20 protein-coding genes are annotated in these 16,480 nt (G+C 48.1%); 11 read left to right on the top strand and 9 right to left on the bottom strand.

Annotation, left to right across the window (positions count from 1 at the left end; all coding sequences use genetic code 11):
- Positions 1-9: 9 nt before the first annotated feature.
- Both speD and TPET_RS01390 read right to left on the bottom strand, forming a co-directional pair.
- On the bottom strand, positions 10-402 hold the full coding sequence (gene speD / locus TPET_RS01395; RefSeq protein ID WP_011942943.1) for an adenosylmethionine decarboxylase: 393 nt from the start codon (positions 400-402) through the stop codon (positions 10-12).
- A gap of 24 nt (positions 403-426) precedes the next feature.
- Complete coding sequence (locus TPET_RS01390; protein ID WP_012310429.1) at positions 427-957, bottom strand: cupin domain-containing protein; 531 nt, start codon at positions 955-957, stop codon at positions 427-429.
- 281 nt (positions 958-1,238) lie between these two features.
- Here TPET_RS01390 and TPET_RS01385 point away from each other — a divergent pair, with 281 nt between their 5' ends.
- The 5 genes from TPET_RS01385 (at position 1,239) to TPET_RS01365 (ending at position 4,208) form a co-directional block, all read left to right on the top strand.
- Positions 1,239-1,751, top strand: coding sequence for a rubrerythrin family protein (locus tag TPET_RS01385; protein WP_004081119.1), 513 nt, complete (start codon positions 1,239-1,241; stop codon positions 1,749-1,751).
- A gap of 12 nt (positions 1,752-1,763) precedes the next feature.
- Positions 1,764-2,159: a class II SORL domain-containing protein gene (locus tag TPET_RS01380; protein WP_004081116.1), complete on the top strand. Its 396-nt coding sequence runs from the start codon at positions 1,764-1,766 to the stop codon at positions 2,157-2,159.
- Positions 2,160-2,169: 10 nt separating this feature from the next.
- On the top strand, positions 2,170-2,331 hold the full coding sequence (gene rd, locus TPET_RS01375; RefSeq protein WP_004081114.1) for a rubredoxin: 162 nt from the start codon (positions 2,170-2,172) through the stop codon (positions 2,329-2,331).
- 159 nt (positions 2,332-2,490) lie between these two features.
- Positions 2,491-3,282 carry an SAM hydrolase/SAM-dependent halogenase family protein gene (locus TPET_RS01370; RefSeq protein WP_004081113.1) on the top strand — a complete coding sequence of 264 codons (792 nt, stop codon included), beginning with the start codon at positions 2,491-2,493 and terminating at the stop codon, positions 3,280-3,282.
- On the top strand, positions 3,279-4,208 hold the full coding sequence (locus TPET_RS01365; protein ID WP_238374308.1) for a PIN domain-containing protein: 930 nt from the start codon (positions 3,279-3,281) through the stop codon (positions 4,206-4,208). The genes TPET_RS01370 and TPET_RS01365 overlap by 4 nt, the downstream gene beginning before the upstream one ends.
- A gap of 6 nt (positions 4,209-4,214) precedes the next feature.
- Here TPET_RS01365 and TPET_RS01360 read toward each other — a convergent pair whose 3' ends face one another.
- From TPET_RS01360 to cysE, 5 genes are read right to left on the bottom strand one after another with little or no spacing between them, the layout of a single operon-like run.
- Positions 4,215-4,460 carry an acyl carrier protein gene (locus tag TPET_RS01360; RefSeq protein WP_004081111.1) on the bottom strand — a complete coding sequence of 82 codons (246 nt, stop codon included), beginning with the start codon at positions 4,458-4,460 and terminating at the stop codon, positions 4,215-4,217.
- A 33-nt stretch (positions 4,461-4,493) separates the two neighbouring features.
- The gene (locus tag TPET_RS01355) at positions 4,494-6,062 is read right to left on the bottom strand and encodes an MBL fold metallo-hydrolase (protein ID WP_011942940.1); all 1,569 of its coding nucleotides are present in this window, start codon (positions 6,060-6,062) and stop codon (positions 4,494-4,496) included.
- Positions 6,001-6,432 carry a GIY-YIG nuclease family protein gene (locus tag TPET_RS01350; RefSeq protein WP_011942939.1) on the bottom strand — a complete coding sequence of 144 codons (432 nt, stop codon included), beginning with the start codon at positions 6,430-6,432 and terminating at the stop codon, positions 6,001-6,003. The genes TPET_RS01355 and TPET_RS01350 overlap by 62 nt, the downstream gene beginning before the upstream one ends.
- Complete coding sequence (gene cysK, locus TPET_RS01345; protein ID WP_011942938.1) at positions 6,429-7,304, bottom strand: cysteine synthase A; 876 nt, start codon at positions 7,302-7,304, stop codon at positions 6,429-6,431. Before cysK ends, TPET_RS01350 begins: the two co-directional genes overlap by 4 nt.
- Positions 7,219-7,881, bottom strand: coding sequence for a serine O-acetyltransferase (gene cysE, locus TPET_RS01340; protein ID WP_011942937.1), 663 nt, complete (start codon positions 7,879-7,881; stop codon positions 7,219-7,221). The genes cysK and cysE overlap by 86 nt, the downstream gene beginning before the upstream one ends.
- A 164-nt stretch (positions 7,882-8,045) precedes the next feature.
- Here cysE and TPET_RS01335 point away from each other — a divergent pair, with 164 nt between their 5' ends.
- Positions 8,046-8,816 (top strand): TatD family hydrolase, encoded by a 771-nt coding sequence (locus TPET_RS01335; RefSeq protein WP_011942936.1) that lies wholly within the window; start codon positions 8,046-8,048, stop codon positions 8,814-8,816.
- Positions 8,813-9,946 (top strand): DegT/DnrJ/EryC1/StrS family aminotransferase, encoded by a 1,134-nt coding sequence (locus tag TPET_RS01330; RefSeq protein WP_011942935.1) that lies wholly within the window; start codon positions 8,813-8,815, stop codon positions 9,944-9,946. Before TPET_RS01335 ends, TPET_RS01330 begins: the two co-directional genes overlap by 4 nt.
- On the opposite strand, the gene TPET_RS01325 is transcribed toward TPET_RS01330, so the two are convergent.
- Positions 9,943-10,539, bottom strand: coding sequence for a hypothetical protein (locus tag TPET_RS01325; protein WP_011942934.1), 597 nt, complete (start codon positions 10,537-10,539; stop codon positions 9,943-9,945). The genes TPET_RS01330 and TPET_RS01325 overlap by 4 nt on opposite strands.
- 24 nt (positions 10,540-10,563) lie before the next feature.
- Positions 10,564-10,875, bottom strand: coding sequence for a hypothetical protein (locus tag TPET_RS01320; RefSeq protein ID WP_238374307.1), 312 nt, complete (start codon positions 10,873-10,875; stop codon positions 10,564-10,566).
- A 145-nt stretch (positions 10,876-11,020) separates the two neighbouring features.
- Here TPET_RS01320 and TPET_RS01315 point away from each other — a divergent pair, with 145 nt between their 5' ends.
- The 4 genes from TPET_RS01315 to TPET_RS01300 are packed head-to-tail and all read left to right on the top strand — an operon-like array spanning position 11,021 to position 16,480.
- A complete protein-coding gene (locus tag TPET_RS01315) occupies positions 11,021-11,935 on the top strand; it encodes a MotE family protein (RefSeq protein WP_011942932.1) in 915 nt (304 codons plus the stop codon).
- A complete protein-coding gene (fliK, locus tag TPET_RS01310; protein ID WP_048810847.1) occupies positions 11,932-13,938 on the top strand; it encodes a flagellar hook-length control protein FliK in 2,007 nt (668 codons plus the stop codon). The genes TPET_RS01315 and fliK overlap by 4 nt, the downstream gene beginning before the upstream one ends.
- The gene (locus tag TPET_RS01305) at positions 13,935-14,609 is read left to right on the top strand and encodes a flagellar hook assembly protein FlgD (protein ID WP_011942930.1); all 675 of its coding nucleotides are present in this window, start codon (positions 13,935-13,937) and stop codon (positions 14,607-14,609) included. The genes fliK and TPET_RS01305 overlap by 4 nt, the downstream gene beginning before the upstream one ends.
- On the top strand, positions 14,609-16,480 hold the full coding sequence (locus TPET_RS01300) for a flagellar hook protein FlgE (protein WP_011942929.1): 1,872 nt from the start codon (positions 14,609-14,611) through the stop codon (positions 16,478-16,480). The genes TPET_RS01305 and TPET_RS01300 overlap by 1 nt, the downstream gene beginning before the upstream one ends.

Genomic DNA, 16,480 nt, shown 5'->3' with positions numbered 1-16,480 from the left:
TCCACCTCCTCAAACGGTGACTTTGTGTGGCGAGTCCTCGGGTATTCCTATCTCGTCGTACCTGCCTCTTTCATGCTCCACCACGTGAACTCTCTTTGCCTTCAGCGCTTTTTTCAGATGTTCGAAGGCTTTCCAGGGATCGACATCCTCTCCGCAGGTGAAGAGATCGATAGCAGCGTACCCGTACTCTGGCCAGGTGTGAATGGTTAGGTGGGATTCGGATATCACCACCACACCACTCACCCCATAGGGGAGGAACCTGTGAAACGTTGACGTGACTATTGTTGCTCCACTTTCATAGGCTGCCTGCTTCATCTCCTGTTCTATCAGCTGCACGTTGTCAAGAACCTCTTTGTCACATTCGTAGAATTCCGCCACCAGGTGCCTTCCCAGACTTTTCATGTTAATCCCTCCCCTCTGAAATTTTTAGTCAATCATGATCCAGAGTAACACCGCCTTCTTCTTTCCCGAATTCTTTACGTAATGCTTTTTGTCTGCTTTGTAGTAGAAACAGTCTCCCTCTTTCAACCTGTAACGTTTGTCATCGAGGTAAAGATCTATCCTTCCCTGGATCACAAAGCCGAACTCCGAACCTTCATGGTACGATTCTTCCTCCGTCTGTGCACCGGGTTCCAGTGTTACGAGAATCGGATCGATCTCTTTGTCTTCCACACCGCTCATCAGAATCTCACTCTTCACACCCTCTGGCTCGTCGTAGACCGGAACCCTCTCTTCTTTTTTGAACACAACCCTCTCTTCTTCCACGTCGGAGAAAAAGTGCTTCAAATCTGTACCCAGCGCTTCCAGAATCCTTTCAAGGGTATCTATAGATGGAGACGTCTTGTCTGATTCGAGCTGTGAAATGAAACTTCTTGAAAGATCTGTGCGTTCTGCGAGTTCTTCTTGTGTGAGCCCTTTTGAGAGCCTTAATTTCCTGAGTTTTTCTCCGATCCTCACAAAGTTCCCAACTCCTTTGTCCACTATAGTTGACAAACTTGTTCAGTATCACAGACATTATTATACCCACCCCCCTTTCGTTGTCAAGGTTAATTTTGTGTTACTTAAGTTACATTAAGGTAACTTATCTTGGAGGAATGATCTAAAAGCAGATCGCAATCTTTTCTCAGTTCAATTAGAACAGCCTCATCGTTTAATGTAACTATTCAAAATCATTACAGTTTATAATTATGTGGTAAAATAAATCCAGGAAATACCATGGAAATAGGGAGGTGCAGAGTATGAGAGAGATGACGAAGAAGTTCCTTGAGGACGCTTTCGCAGGGGAGAGCATGGCGCACATGAAGTATCTGATCTTCGCGGATGAAGCAGAGCAGAGGGGACTGAAGAAACTCGCGAATCTCTTCAGGGCGATCGCGTACGCGGAGTACGTCCACGCGAGGAACCACTACAGAGAACTCGGAAAGATCTACAAAGAGATGGCCGAAAACGTCCAGCAGTGCATCGACGGTGAAACCTTCGAAATCGATGAGATGTACCCGGTTTACAACACCGTCGCACAGTTCCAGGAAGAAAAAGGAGCGGAAAGAAGCACCAAGTTCGCCTGGGAAGCCGAAAAGATCCACGCGGAGATGTACAAAAAGGCCAAAGAACTCGTGGAAAAGGGAGAAGACTACACAGCGGAGAAGATCTACATCTGTCCCGTCTGTGGTCACACCGTTGAAGGAGAGCCACCAGAGAAGTGTCCGGTTTGCGGAGCACCGAAGAGCGCTTACAGGGAATTTTCAATTTAAAGGAGGGATAGCATGAAACTTTCTGATTTCATCAAGACGGAAGATTTCAAGAAGGAAAAGCACGTTCCGGTCATAGAAGCACCCGAGAAGGTGAAAAAAGACGAAAAAGTTCAAATCGTGGTTACCGTGGGAAAGGAGATCCCGCACCCGAACACAACAGAACACCACATCAGGTGGATCAAAGTTTTCTTCCAACCTGATGGTGATCCATACGTTTACGAGGTGGGAAGGTACGAGTTCAACGCGCACGGAGAGTCCGTTCAGGGGCCGAACATCGGCGCTGTTTACACAGAGCCTACTGTCACAACCGTGGTAAAATTGAACAGATCGGGAACGATCATAGCCCTCTCCTACTGCAACATACACGGCCTCTGGGAAAGCAGTCAAAAGATCACTGTTGAAGAGTGAGGTGAGTTCTGTGAAGAAGTACAGGTGCAAACTCTGTGGTTACATCTACGATCCTGAACAAGGAGATCCCGACAGCGGAATCGAACCGGGGACACCCTTCGAGGATCTTCCAGACGACTGGGTCTGTCCGCTCTGTGGAGCTTCGAAGGAGGATTTTGAACCGGTTGAGTGATCTGGAAGTCTTACCGTCAGAGAAAGGGGAGGCTGGCCCTCCCCTTTCTCTTTCCCCACGACCCGGCGGGCTCGGGCGGGATCCGAAAAGAAAATGATAACTCTCGTTATAATAATACCATAAAGTAGATAAACAAACAAAAAATCTGGGGGGAGAAAGATGATCGGATTTCTCACAGACTGGGGCTTGAAGAGTCACTACGTGGGAGTCGCGAAGGCGGTGATCAAGAGGATAAACCCCTCCGCGGAGATCATCGACATCACGCACGAAGTAGAACCTTTCAACGTGAGAAAGGCGAGTCACGTTCTCTACAGAGCCTCCCTCGATTTTCCTCCTTCCACCGTCTTTCTTGTGGTTGTCGACTACGGCGTTGGAACTTCAAGAAAGGCGATCGTGATGAAGACCAAGAACGACCAGTACTTCGTGGCACCCGACAACGGAGTTCTCACGGTTGTAGCTGAAGAATACGGAGTTGCCGAGATCAGAGAGATAGAGAACAGAGAGCTCTTCTACAAGAAGAATCCTTCCTTCACTTTCCACGGAAGGGACATCTTCGCACCGGTTGCCGCCCACCTCGACATGGGACTTCCGCTGGAGAGAGTGGGAGACAGACTGCTCTCGTACGAGGTTCTCAAGATGAGAAAGCCTGTTGTCGAGAACGAGAAAGTCATCGGAGAAGTGGCGATAGTTGACACCTTCGGAAACGTGTCGACGAACATTCCCTTCGATCTCTTTTTGAAGCTCAGTGTGGATTTCGACGACGTGGTGAGAGTGAGAGTGGGAAGAAAAGAGTTCAAAGCGGCTGTCGCGAAGGCCTTCGGAGATGTGGACACGGGAGAACTGCTCGTTCATCCAGACAGCGCAGGTTTCCTCGAAATCGCCGTGAATCTGGGAGACGCGAGTCAGGTGCTTTCGGTTAAAGAAGGAGACGAGATCGAGATATGCAGATGAAACAGGTTCTTCTTGAGGCAAGGCAGGATTTTCTGAGTCTTCTCAAAAGAAGAGGCTGGAAGGAGAAAGACCTGAATATACTGAGAGGAATCTTCCTTGGAGAGCTTTCCAGGGTGGACGTGCCGGCTGACATCTTTGAGCTTGCTATCAAGGAGGCCGTGAAGGGGAACTTGAAGCTTTCTTCGAAACTCCTTGGAGTGAGTGAGATAGACACTCTTGAGATCCTCTTCTGGTACCTGCCGAAGAAGTATCCCCTTCCTTCAGAGAGGCTCAAAAAGAGGCTGAAAGCCAGAAGCGTGAAAGAGTTCATCGAAGAAGCCAACAGACTTAGGGTGAAACTTGGAAAGAAGGATTTCATGGAGCTCTACCTTCATCTCGAAGAAGCGGAAGAAGAGGAAGAAAAAAGAGAGAACACGGATCTTCTGGAGAGAGTTCGAAACCTTTCGATTGAGAAACTATCAGAGAGTGAGATTGAGGAGTTGAGATACTTCTACTCCTTGCTCGATCTTCGAGGAAAGGAATCCGTGAGAACGCTGAACATTCATCCGTACATTCTTTCTGCCATCATCAGAAACCCTTCTGCACCGATCGTCATCGATGGAAGCAACCTGCTCTGGCGTGGAGGGCTCTCTGTCTCTTACATCTACGAGGTGTTTGAGAGGCTCGCTGTTTTCCGGGAGTTCTTCTTTCCCTACAGGATCGTTTTCGACAGGAACGCGGAGTTCGTGCTGCCAGTTCACGAGAGGAAGGGATTCGAAAGGTGGAAAAACTCTCCGAACGTTCTCTTCGAATCTCCAGCGGATGGCCTCATCATCTCCCTTGCGAACACCATGGACGCGGTGGTTCTGAGCGGTGACAGGTTCAGAGATCACGGTCTTCCCAGGAGGGTTAGGGTCCTAACACCGGAGGAGATAGAAAAGGGGTGAGCGAGCTCACCCCAATTTCTTTTCAATGTAGCTGACGATGTCGCCGACCGTTGAGATCTTTTCAAGATCGGCGTCATCCACCTTTACACCGAACTCGCTTTCAAAATCCATCACGAGATCGACAAGGTCGAGGGAATCCGCACCGAGATCGTCTATGAGTTTTGCCTCCTCTGTGACCTGTGACTCATCCACTCCGAGTTTTTCAGAGATTATGCTCTTCACCTTTGAAAAGATCTCCTCTCTGCTCGCCACTTTTCCACCTCCTCTTAGAAGTGTCGAAAAAAATTATAACACAATCACATTCTCAAGTAAGACCCTTTCATCCCAGCGCTCGACGAACCAGCCCGGATTCAGGGTGTGAACGGGCACTATGTAATCCGGGTTCAGTTCGTTCAAAATCTTTTCCAGGCCCTGAGGAGAAACGTGGCCCGAGGCGTGGAACTCTTTCGTGAAGACGATGTTTCCGTTCACTTCTCTTATACCGAAAGGAACTATGTTGAAGTACCTGAGCCAGTTCATGAAGCGCCTTGCGTCGATCTCCTGCTCTTCCGTGTAGGCTTCGCTCGTTGAGTGGATATAGACGGCGCCGTTCAGAACTCTTTCGTCGAGATCGAGGATGTGCGGGAAGTCCCAGTATCCCGCAACCATGGTGTGTTTTTCTGGATGCAGGTTTATCTCCTCTGGTGAGAGAAGGATCCCTTCCTCTTTGGCTCGAAGCAGTGCGTCTTTTTCGAGGTTTATGTAGGTGACCTTCCCGGGGTGGTACACACGAACGAAGGACCTTTCCTCATCCGTCAGCTTCCAGAGTGGTTCCACTCGTTCCATCTCGAGAAGATAGGCGTAGTCTTTTGGCATGAGAACGAGTCTTCTGTCGTTTTCCATGCAGACCTTAAGGAAGGTGAAGAGCCTCTCCAGGTGTCTGATGGGAAAATCTACGAGTATCAGATTCTTCGTCCCCCTGAAAACTCTCATCGCGTTTTCGAAGACGTCCTTTTCCGTGTTCTCCACGTTCTCTTCCCTCGTGACTCTGGTTCCCTCAACGATGAGAACGAGCGGGCGCTTGTCTTTCAGATTCTCAAAAAATCTCGAGGTCCTGAGAGAAAGCGCGAGTCTCTTTTCACCGAGAGTGTCCAGCCAGTAGCGCTCTTCTTCTGCTGTCTCGGGACCCGTTCTGAAGTCTCCGGTGTAAGCGAGCCAGAGATCGTCCACCCTTGCCGCAAGGCCCGCGGCTCCTATGACGGAGTGGTACACAGGTTCAACGAACAGCTCGTTCTTCCACAGGGAGTTCATATCGACAACAGTTGAATCGTCGTTGAGTTCGACCTCTTTAGGAAAAGAAACGCGTCTTGTCAATCTTTCCGCGCTCTTCGAATTTCCCGGGCTCACCGTGAGGTCTTCGCGGATTCCGTTTTCCAGATCTTTATCTGAGGCCTTTCTTCTTTTCTTTCCACCGAGCTGAGTCAGAACGTTTGAGTTGCTCGTGTACACACTGGCTCTCATCACCGCGAAGGTTTCACCGGTCATGAGGAGGGGGATCTTTTCGTCAATGAGGCCCACCATTCCGGTGTGATCCGCGTGCGCATGGCTCAAAAAAAGAAAGGCGTGGTTCACAGGATCTTCGAACTTTCCATCGAAGAGGTCGTCCCTGTAAATGTTGAGCCGGGGAATCATTTTGAGCTTCAGCAGGTCGTGAAGGATCCTCCCCGTCCTTGGGTTCAGAAACTCCTCGAAGAACTCTCCCCATCTGGAAAAGTTCAACCCGAAGTCCAGCAGGAAACCGTCGTTCTCAGAATCAACCACTCTGATCTTGTTTCCCCCTATGTTTCTGTGGCCATCGAGTATCTCTATTCTCACGGAACCCCCCCAGAAGAGAAAAGAGTTTGTCGGGATCAACGCGGTAGAGATTGGTCTTCACCCTGAGATCGTTCGCACCGAAACTCTCTATTCCTTCAAAATGATATGATAACACATTCGAGATCTCCTCTTCGATATTTCTTCCGCTGAACATTATCAGCCCGGCGATCCGCGCGTGATCCAGTAGGTAGTCGATGTGCCAGTGTTTCTTCCCGGGACCGAGAAAATAGCGGGGGATTCTCCTGAAGAATCCCCCCATAGCGGATCCCACGTAGGCATAGTAACCCGGTTCCAGGTGTGATGTTTTCTTGCCGTACTTCAGACCAACGCCCTTTTCGAGCTTCAAAAGCAGAACGTAAGTTCCCTTCATAATATGCTCAGGTATCTTTCCGCGTGGTCCGGCGCAACGGTCACGACCCTCGCGTCTGGCCCGAGTTTCTGGGCCACCTTCAGAGCGGCTGCAACGTTGGCACCGGAGGAGATCCCCACGAGGAGTCCCTCTTTCTTTGCGAGGTACCTCGCCATTTCGTAAGCCTCTTCGTCTTCCACGGTGATCACTTCGTCTATCACGGATCTGTCCAGGATCTTCGGAACAAAGCCAGCTCCTATGCCCTGAATGGCGTGTTTTCCCGGCTGGCCTCCGGAGAGAACAGGAGATTTCGCTGGCTCCACCGCCACTATTTTCACTCTGTCTCCGAAAAATCCTCTCAAAACCCTTCCAACTCCGCTGATCGTGCCTCCCGTTCCCACTCCCGCAACGAATGCGTCTATCCAATAGTCCATTTGCTTGAGAATCTCCGGACCCGTGGTGAACTGGTGGGAATAGACGTTGTAGGGGTTTTCGAACTGGTTGAGCATGTGTGCGCCGGTTTCTCTGGATATCTCGATCGCCTTTTCCACAGCACCTTTCATTCCCAGTTCCCCCGGTGTGAGAACGAGTTCTGCTCCAAGCATTTTCAGGACCTTTCTTCTTTCAACACTCATGGTCTCGGGCATCGTAAGGATCACCCTGTGACCTCTCTTTGCTCCGATCATCGCTATGGCGATTCCCATGTTGCCGCTCGTTGGTTCCACGATTCCATTTTTGAGGAGTCCTCTTTTTTCCGCATCGAGAATCATGAAGAGGGCAGGTCTGTCCTTTACGCTGCCACCGGGATTATTCTTTTCCAGTTTCAAGAAGATTCTCGAGTCTATCGAATCGAGCCTCACTATCGGAGTGCTCCCTATCAGTCTTTCCATCATCGCAGAAATCCCTCCTCCACTTGATTATTCTCGCAGGAACGCCTACGACAACAGCTCCATCAGGAACGTCTTCGAGAACGACCGCGTTCGCACCCACAACGGCATTGTTTCCCACTCTTATCGGGCCGAGGATCTTAGCCCCCGTTCCTATCATCACGTTCTCACCCACATCGGGGTGTCTCTTTCCGAAGCACGGCTTTCTCGTTCCGAGAGTGACCCCATGGTAGATGAGCGTTCCCTTTCCCACCGAAGCGGTGCTTCCGATGACCACACCGATGCCGTGGTCTATCACCACTCCCGGAGCGATCCTTGCCGCTGGATGGATGTCCATGGAGAACACAACGCGCACGAAGTAATAAATGATGTAGGCGAGGATTTTCAGTTTCCATTTGTAGAAGAAATGGGCGAACCTGTACCACATGAGACCCTGAAAGGAAGCGTAGAAGAAAAACACCTGAAGCTTACTCTCTGCGGCGGGATCGAGCTTGAGGTACATCTCAAGATCTTCTGAGATGTGCTTGAAGATACTCACGAAATCCCTGAAGAACTCACCAGCCTTTCTGAACAACAGCCGCATCCCGATGCCATATTCACCACCTCCAGATCGTTTGGTTCAATAGAATTATATCAACCTAATTGTTAAAGTCAAAGAAACCTTTTCATCACAAAAAGGTGAACCTCTTCACTTTTTTCACAAAGGCCTTTGTGTAGTATATTAACACAGAAGGAGGGATATTTCAAATGGTAGACACGCACACGCATCTTCATTTTCACCAGTTCGACGGTGACAGAAACGTTGTCATCTCCAATTTCGAAGAGAACAACATCGAATTCGTGGTGAACGTGGGTGTGAACCTCGAAGATTCGAAGAAATCCCTCGAACTCTCAAAGACAGATGATCGAATCTTCTGCTCTGTGGGTGTGCACCCGCACGACGCGAAAGAAGTTCCTGAAGATTTCATAGAACGCCTCGAAAAACTCGCGAAAGATGAAAAGGTGGTTGCCGTCGGTGAGACCGGACTCGATTTCTTCAGGAACATCTCTCCACCAGAAATCCAGAAAAGGGTCTTCGTTGAACAGATATCACTCGCAAGGAAGTTGAACCTTCCCCTCGTTGTTCACATCAGAGACGCGTACAGTGAGACGTACGATATCCTCAGAACAGAACCACTTCCGGAGAAGCGGGGGGTGATTCACGCTTTTTCTTCGGACTACGAGTGGGCGAAGAAGTTCATCGACCTCGGTTTTCTGCTTGGGATAGGAGGTCCTGTGACGTATCCAAAGAACGAAGCTCTGAGGGAAGTGGTTAGGAGAGTTGGTCTCGAACACATCGTTCTGGAGACGGACTGTCCTTTTCTTCCACCTCAGCCGTTCAGGGGAAAAAGGAACGAACCGAAGTACCTGAGGTACGTCGTGGAAACAATCTCTCAGGTGCTGGGTGTGCCTGAAGCGAAGGTGGATGAAGTGACCACAGAAAACGCCAGAAGAATCTTTCTGGAGGTGGAGAAATGATCCCTCTTTTCGATCTCACGAGGCAGTACGAGAGAATCAGGGGAGAAATCTTGAACGCGATAGACGAGGTGATCTCTTCAGGAAGGGTGATCCTTGGAGAGAACGTGAGAAGACTCGAAGAAGAAATCGCCAGCTTCATCGGCGTGAAACACGCTGTTGGAGTTGCAAGTGGAAGTGACGCACTCTTCATAGCGCTGGGGGCAATGGGGATTGGGAAAGGAGACACGGTGGTCACAACACCCTACACCTTCTTCGCCACGGCGAGCGCACCTTACAGACTCGGTGCCAGAGTTATATTCGTAGATGTGGACGAAAACACCTTCAACATGGACCTGAACCAGCTCGAACACGTTCTGAAAAAAGAGAAAGTGAAGGTGATCATCCCCGTTCACCTCTTCGGTAGAACCGTGGACCTCGAGGCACTGAGCTTTTTGAAGGAGAAGTACGGAGTGATGATCCTCGAAGACTGCGCTCAGTCGATGGGATCGGAATGGAAGTTCTCAAGCGGTGAGATCAAAAAGAGCGGGTCTGTGGGGGACGCGGCGATTCTCTCTTTCTTTCCCACGAAGAACCTGGGGACTTACGGTGATGGCGGAATGATCGTGACAAACAGCGATGAGATAGCGGAAGAAAGCAGAATCCTGAGAGTGCACGGTGCGAGGAAGAAATACTTCCATGAAAAAGTGGGATACAACTCGAGGCTCGATGAGATACACGCGGCGATTCTGAGGGTGAAACTCAGGTATCTGGAAAGGTGGACAGAAGAGAGAATACGTGTGGCGAGGACGTACCAGAAACTGTTCGAGGAGAAAAAACTGCCCGTGGTCTATACCCGCGTGGAGGAGAAGGGTTTCAGATACCACGTCTTCCATCAGTATGTGGTACTCTTCGAAAGCGAAGAGGTGAGGGAGAGAGCCAGAGAAGGGCTGAAAGAGAGGGGCATCCAGACGGCAATTTATTACCCTCTGCCTCTCCACCTTCAGGAGTGCTTCAAGGATCTGGGATATCGAAAAGGGGATTTCCCGGTGGCCGAATCTCTTTCGAGGAGAAGTCTCGCTCTTCCCATGTTCCCAGAGCTGAGAGATGACGAAATAAAAGAAGTCGTTGACACGATAGCGCTCTTTCTTTAAGCGAGATCTTTTACCACCTTCAGTGTGGCCATGGCCACTGACTTTAAAAAGTCTCCTTCGAGGGGTGCGACCCCCACTTCTGTTCTTTCTCGATCCTCGTCCTGAATCGTGAGATGGACGAGCACGAATTCTTTTCCAGCCAGAAAAACCTTCTGAACATCGTCCACCGAGACGGGGCAATCAGGATTGAACGCCTCTATCACCGCTTCTCCAACGAGCCTTGGAAGATTCGTGGATGTTCCAGGACCTGCGCTTTCCCCCACCATGTCTTCATCTTCAAGGGGGTTGTGTATCGTAACCTTCACCTGCTTTTTCCTGTCGAGGTTTTTCACCTCTATGGAGGTGATCTCATAAGTTTGTGAGGGAGAGAATCTTCCCTGACTCAACTGGGCGATACTGATGATCCTTCTGTCTATCTTCATTCCGAGAGACGCGAGGGCGACTGTTTCGATATCACGAACGATCTGTTTTGGATTCCTGGAAGGATCCGCTATGACGTGGATCTCTCTGGGCTGGCCGTTTTCTTCTATCACCTTGACGGAGATGACTCCAGATATCTTCGATATGACTTCTTCCAGTGTTTTTGCACTCATCTAAATACCCCCCACTGTTTTTAACTATTTTATCAGAGCATCTATTACTGCGAGAACGATGCTCTGGAGAAGATCTTTTTCTAAAGGAGCCACACCGATTCGCCAGCTTTCCTTTCCATTCTTCAAAAACGTGAGATGAGCAAAAACAAATCTTCTTCCTGCGAGAGTGGTTTCTTTGATGTCGTCTATGGACACATCATCGTATTTATGAAAAGCTCTGTTGAAAGCTTCGGTTACCGCTTCTCCGATGAGTCTGAGAAGATTCCGGGCTGTTCTGGGCCCTTCACTCTCACCGGAAAAGATCTTACCATGAGGGTCTCTCAAAGCGATCTCCACACGGTATCTCTTCCCGGAAGAAGAGATTTTCAAACAGGTATTCTATCCATATTTGTTCCCCTTTTTTGTTTTACCATATTTTACCATCCTTTAGGAAAAGATAGATCCACCGTAGAAGTATGAAACCGAGGGAGGTAGATGGACCTTGCCTGGAAAACGAAGAGGTTTCTTCGTTGCTTTTTTAATAACGTTTCTGATTCTCGTGATCGTGTTCATGTACGGCTACATCTCCTTTGAAATAAACAGGCTTTACGGTGGAAGGATGTCTCCTTTTGAAGACTGGAGGAGTTATATTGCTTTTCTTGCCTCTAAGGTACCGTTTTTGAAAGACAGAATCAACTATCAACCCCTCAAAGCGGAAAGTCCCGCCGAGTACTACTCGAGAATCTATCAGAAATACATCGAGATATACAACCAGAAGATAGACGAACTGATCAGCAAAGAAAAAGAGCTCGAAGAACAGGCGAAAGTGCTAGACACACAGAAGAATGTCGTTGAGAGAATGATCGAAGAGATTCAATCTCTCAAAAATCAGTTGCTCGAAGAGAAAAACAGACTGGAATCCTACAAGAAGCAGGTGGATGAACTCGTCAACGTGCTTTTGAACACCGCTCCGAGGAATCTTGCGGGCGCGCTCAACGAAGTGGACGATGAAACACTCGCCGTGATCTTTAAAAGAACCGATCCAGAGTACGCCGGGGAGTTCCTCGAGGCGCTCGCCGGTGTCAATCCGCAGAAAGCTGCACGGGTGATGGAGCTCATGGTGGGTGTAGAAAGCACCATTGAAAGACTCGAAATGCTGGTTAAACAAGCTCAGGAAGCGGTGAAACAGATGACAGAAAAAGAATCTCAGCTTTTTCAGAAAGAAGCCTATTTGAAATCGGTGGCGGACGCTTTGAACAACATCACACCAGAGGTAGCCGTCGATTTCCTGAGAAGGGAGAATGTGGATCCAGAAACTTTGAGAACGGTTCTTTCCATGATGGATAGGGAACACGCTTCTGTTCTGGTTCAGTACATAGTTCAGAACGCTCCGGATCTTCTGGAGGAGAGAAAGTGAAGGTAGGACAATTTTCTCTTTTTGCGATGATCAAGACAGCAGAGGAAAAAGGTGAATTAAAAAAGAAATCAGCGGCGGTTCTGTTCTCTCAGTCTGTTAAGGACCTGATGAAATCGCTGGGGAGAAAGGGAAAAATGATTGATTCCACATATGAGAAGAAAAAAGAGATCGCTGGAAAGAAAAGCGAACGTCAAAAGAATAATGATATTGACCTTCTGAATGTTCAGGAAAAGGTAAAGTCAGAATCTACTGAAAACCGTGATGAAGTCCTCAAAAAGGTGAAAAGGAACACGCTGGACGATCTCGACAGTGTCAGCGCTCAGCACATTTCGATGTCGGTTGAGGAAGATGTGAATTTGGAAAAGATGCTGGATGGACAGTTTTCGGAAAGGCTTCAGAATGTCTCTGAGGATCAGAAAGAACGGGAAGAAGAAGTTGGACGTTCATCTTCGAGCAAGCTGAGCAAAGAGATCAAAACAACCGATGATAAATCCAGTGAAAAACATGTTTTGGAAGAAATGTCTAAAAGAAACGAAAAGTTAGAACAGCTCATTGATGAAAATCATGATGAGTACCGAAAAAGTGAGCAAGGGATTTTCAAATCCAGAACACATGATATTTCAACGGAAAAGCTTTTGACTTCCACTGAACATGAAGAAAAGAGAGAAAACGGTTTTCTGGTGAAAGATTCAGAGAACAAAGAAAGTGCAAGTCAGATTTCGTTCGAAAAGAAACACCGTTCTATCTTGTACTCGGAATCAGAGACTTTTCGGAGTGAATCGAACAAAAAGCTTCCGAGTTCTTTTAGAACACCTGTTGAAGTTTCTCAGACAAGTTCTGAAGTTTTTTTGAAATCAGATGATCGGAAGATAAGGCACACAGCAAAACGACCGATTTTCGACGAGACAAGATCTCTTTTTAAGAATTCCGATACAGAGAAACTTTCAGGAGACTTTGAAAAGACAGCAGGTATCAAAAACGAACCTTCTGAAGAAAGGATTACGGGAAATATCGGGAATGAAATAAAAATGTCCAAACTCAGTTTTGTTCCGCTTCTCTCTGCAGACGAAAAGCAACAATCATCGAACGGTGATGGAGAAAAGGTCTGGAAGGTTAACAATCAAAGAATTTCACAGGCGAGCTTTGACGATACTGGTTTGAATCTCGTAAATGAAAATTCCGAGAATTCCAGAGAAAATCAGAAAATCAACTCTTTCACAAAGAGAGGAGATACTCACACAGAAGAACTATCAGAGAAAACCTCTTCCAGCTTGAGAGAAACCGTCCTGTCATTCAGAAATGATGGTTCCTCTCCAGAAAAGAACACCAGAAACGTACTGAACGACCGTAGTGAAACTTCTTCGGTGAGGAGAGAACCCCCCGCAAACAGATTTGATGGTCAGAAGGTTGTTGAAAACAATTCCAAGGTATCTCCGGAGAAAACTTCTGAAAAACCGCCCTCCCAAAACCGAGAGAAGAATCAGCCAATGGAAATGAAAATGAGTTACGAAGAGAAAGGAAAAATCGAAAGTTACAGAGAAATAACAAACAGAGAGGCGTTGGAGTTTCTGTCTCAGGAAAGGGCGAAGCAGGTTTACTCACTCCCCGAACTGAAAAGAACAGAGACTGTTCATCTACCAAGGTTTGTGGAACAGATGTACTACCACAAGACAGAAAGGGCCGTCATAGACCTTGAACCACCGGAGTTAGGAAAACTGGAGATCACCATAACAAAGGAAGAGAACCAGCTGAAGATAGTGTTCAAAGTTCAGACAGAAGAAGCCAAGCACGTTTTAGAACATGACGTACCACGGCTGATCGAAAGATTCAACGAAAAGGGATTCGATGTGCAGGTCTACGTAGAAAAACAGGAAGAAGACTACCTGTATCAGGAAAATCAGAACAAAGAGGGAAATCAAAGGCAGCAAAGAGAAAGCAAAAACCACAAACGTGAAACTTCGGGCAGTCTATTTGAGGAGTTCATCCAGGAGGTGAAAACGTGATCTACGACATGAGCGGTATATACCTTTCTTCTCTTACAGGAGTAAGAAATAATTCCAGCTCTTCGAGTAATTCTCTCGACAAGGAAGCTTTTCTCAGACTCCTTCTTCAAGAACTGGAAATGCAGGATCCACTGGAGCCCATGGAAACGAAGGACATGATATCTCAGCTTTCTCAGCTCGCGAGCCTTGAACAGATCACAAACCTCACCAGTGCGGTGAAAGATTTCGTCGAAGCTCAGACGAGTGTGAACCCAGCCCAGCTTGCTTCTCTGATAGGAAAGTACGTCGTGGTGAAGAACAACACGGTAAATCTTGTAGACGGTCAGTCAGACAGCATCATATTCAACGTGGATGAAGATGCACATGTTGTGGTTCAAATACTTGACGAAAACGGAAAAGTGGTGAGAACAGAAGATCTTGGAACTGTTCAGGCGGGAGTTCACGCCTGGCAGTGGGATGGAAGAGATGACAGCGGGATCAGTGTTGAAGATGGCAGTTACACTTACCATATTTATAAACTCACATCGAGCGGACTGGAGGAAATAGGAGGAATGGAAGGCGGAGTGGTGGAAGCCGTTCAGATAAAGAATGGAGAGGGATTCGTTCTTGTGAACGGTTCACTCTATCCTGTTGATTCTATCCTGGAGATCTCTCAGGAGGGTGATGCGTGATGATGAGGTCACTCTACAGTGGCATAACGGGTCTCAAAAACTTCCAGGTAGCGATGGATGTTGTAGGAAACAACATCTCCAACGTGAACACAGTTGGGTTCAAAGCGTCACGGGTGAATTTCGAGACGATGCTCGCTCAGACGATCAAGGCGGGAAGATCTCCTCAGGAAAACGTGGGCGGTACAAATCCCATGCAGATAGGTCTTGGTTCTCAGGTGTCCAGTATCGACAAGATCATGACGCAGGGCTCGTTCCAGAACACGGGTGTGAAAACCGACCTTGCCATTCAGGGAGACGGGTTCTTCATCGTATCAGATGGCAGTTCCTATTATTACACAAGAGCCGGCGCATTCACTCTGGACAGCAACGGAAACCTGATTCAGACCTCTACTGGTTACAAGGTTCAGGGATGGACAGCTGTTCAGGATCCAGAGACCGGTGAAAGGTACATCGACACCAACAAACCCATAGGGGATCTGGTGATCAGTGCAGGTATGACGATGCCGGCAAAGAAAACTTCGAACGTTCGTTTTGAAGGAAATTTGAACTCCAAATTGGGACCTGGTTCGTTCGTCATCACTTTAACTGATGAAAATGGAATTAATCACGATGTCAGGGTGTGGTTTGAAAAGACACAGAGTGATCTGGGAACAGATCCGTTCAGTTCTTCTCAGAGGTACACGATGAAGATCGATATCGACAACGATGGAACAGCCGATGTGGATGGTTACATGGTGTTCAACGAATTTGGAAGAGTGGAAGAGGCCGGGGTGTACGCTGAATCTCAGGTCATAACGGCAACCACCGATGGAAGTATTTCTGGAAGCACAGCTCTACCAGATGGCACCTATCAGGCCATCGTTCTGGATTCTTCTGGAAATGTGGTGTACAACGGTACCACGACGGTTTCAGGTGGTAGTTTCACAATCAACGATTCTGACATCACAGCTGGAAACAATTACACCGTGATACTCTTAACCCCAAACAACGCATCAAATTCTCTCACAATAGCACCCGGTGCTGAACTTGTCATTCCTACCTCCGGTGAGCCCAGGTTCTACGAATCAGACAATCCGACGAATTTCGTTCAAACTGATTACACTTCTCCAAGGTACACCACCGCCGTCCAGGTTTACGATTCTCTTGGAAACGCGTACACCGTTTACTATGAATTTGTCAGACTTGGAAACACCACTATTGGTTCAGAAAGTTTCAAGAACGCCTGGATCTGGAGAGCGTATACGGATAGTGGAGAACCGATCTCACTGATCGATGAAGACGGTGGTAGTGGCTATGTAGCGGGGTTGATAGATTTCGATGAATCAGGAAGACCCATTCAATACAGAGGGCTGGACTCTTCATACAATCTCAGCTCTGGAGAGGTTAGAACGATCCAGTTTGATGCAGGTCAGAGTGGAGATGGGGTGGTAACAATAACAGCTGATTTTTCCGGAGCAACTCAGTTCTCCGGCGACAGCACTCTGAACATTCCATGGCAGGATGGAAATCCGATGGGTGTTTTGGAATCCTTCGCCATAAACGAGCAGGGAGAGATCATAGGAACCTTCAGCAACGGACTCACCGACGTTCTTGGACAGATCGCCCTCGCAGTGTTTAACAATCCTTCGGGACTCTCAGAGGTTGGTAATTCGCTCTACGTCGTGTCTGCCAACAGCGGCGTTCCAAAGATAGGAGCCCCCGGTAGCGGTGGAAGAGGAATTTTGATCCCCGGTGCCCTTGAGATGTCCAACGTGGATCTTGCGGAAGAGTTCACCAAGATGATCGTCGCACAGAGAGGTTTCCAGGCGAACGCGCGTGTTATCACGACAGCCGATCAGATTCTGAACGAACTTGTGAACATCAAGAGATGA

This window comes from Thermotoga petrophila RKU-1 (assembly GCF_000016785.1).
Classification (GTDB): domain Bacteria; phylum Thermotogota; class Thermotogae; order Thermotogales; family Thermotogaceae; genus Thermotoga; species Thermotoga petrophila.
The sequence above is the reverse complement of the archived record's forward strand: the minus strand, read 5'-3'. Positions and strand labels throughout refer to the sequence as shown.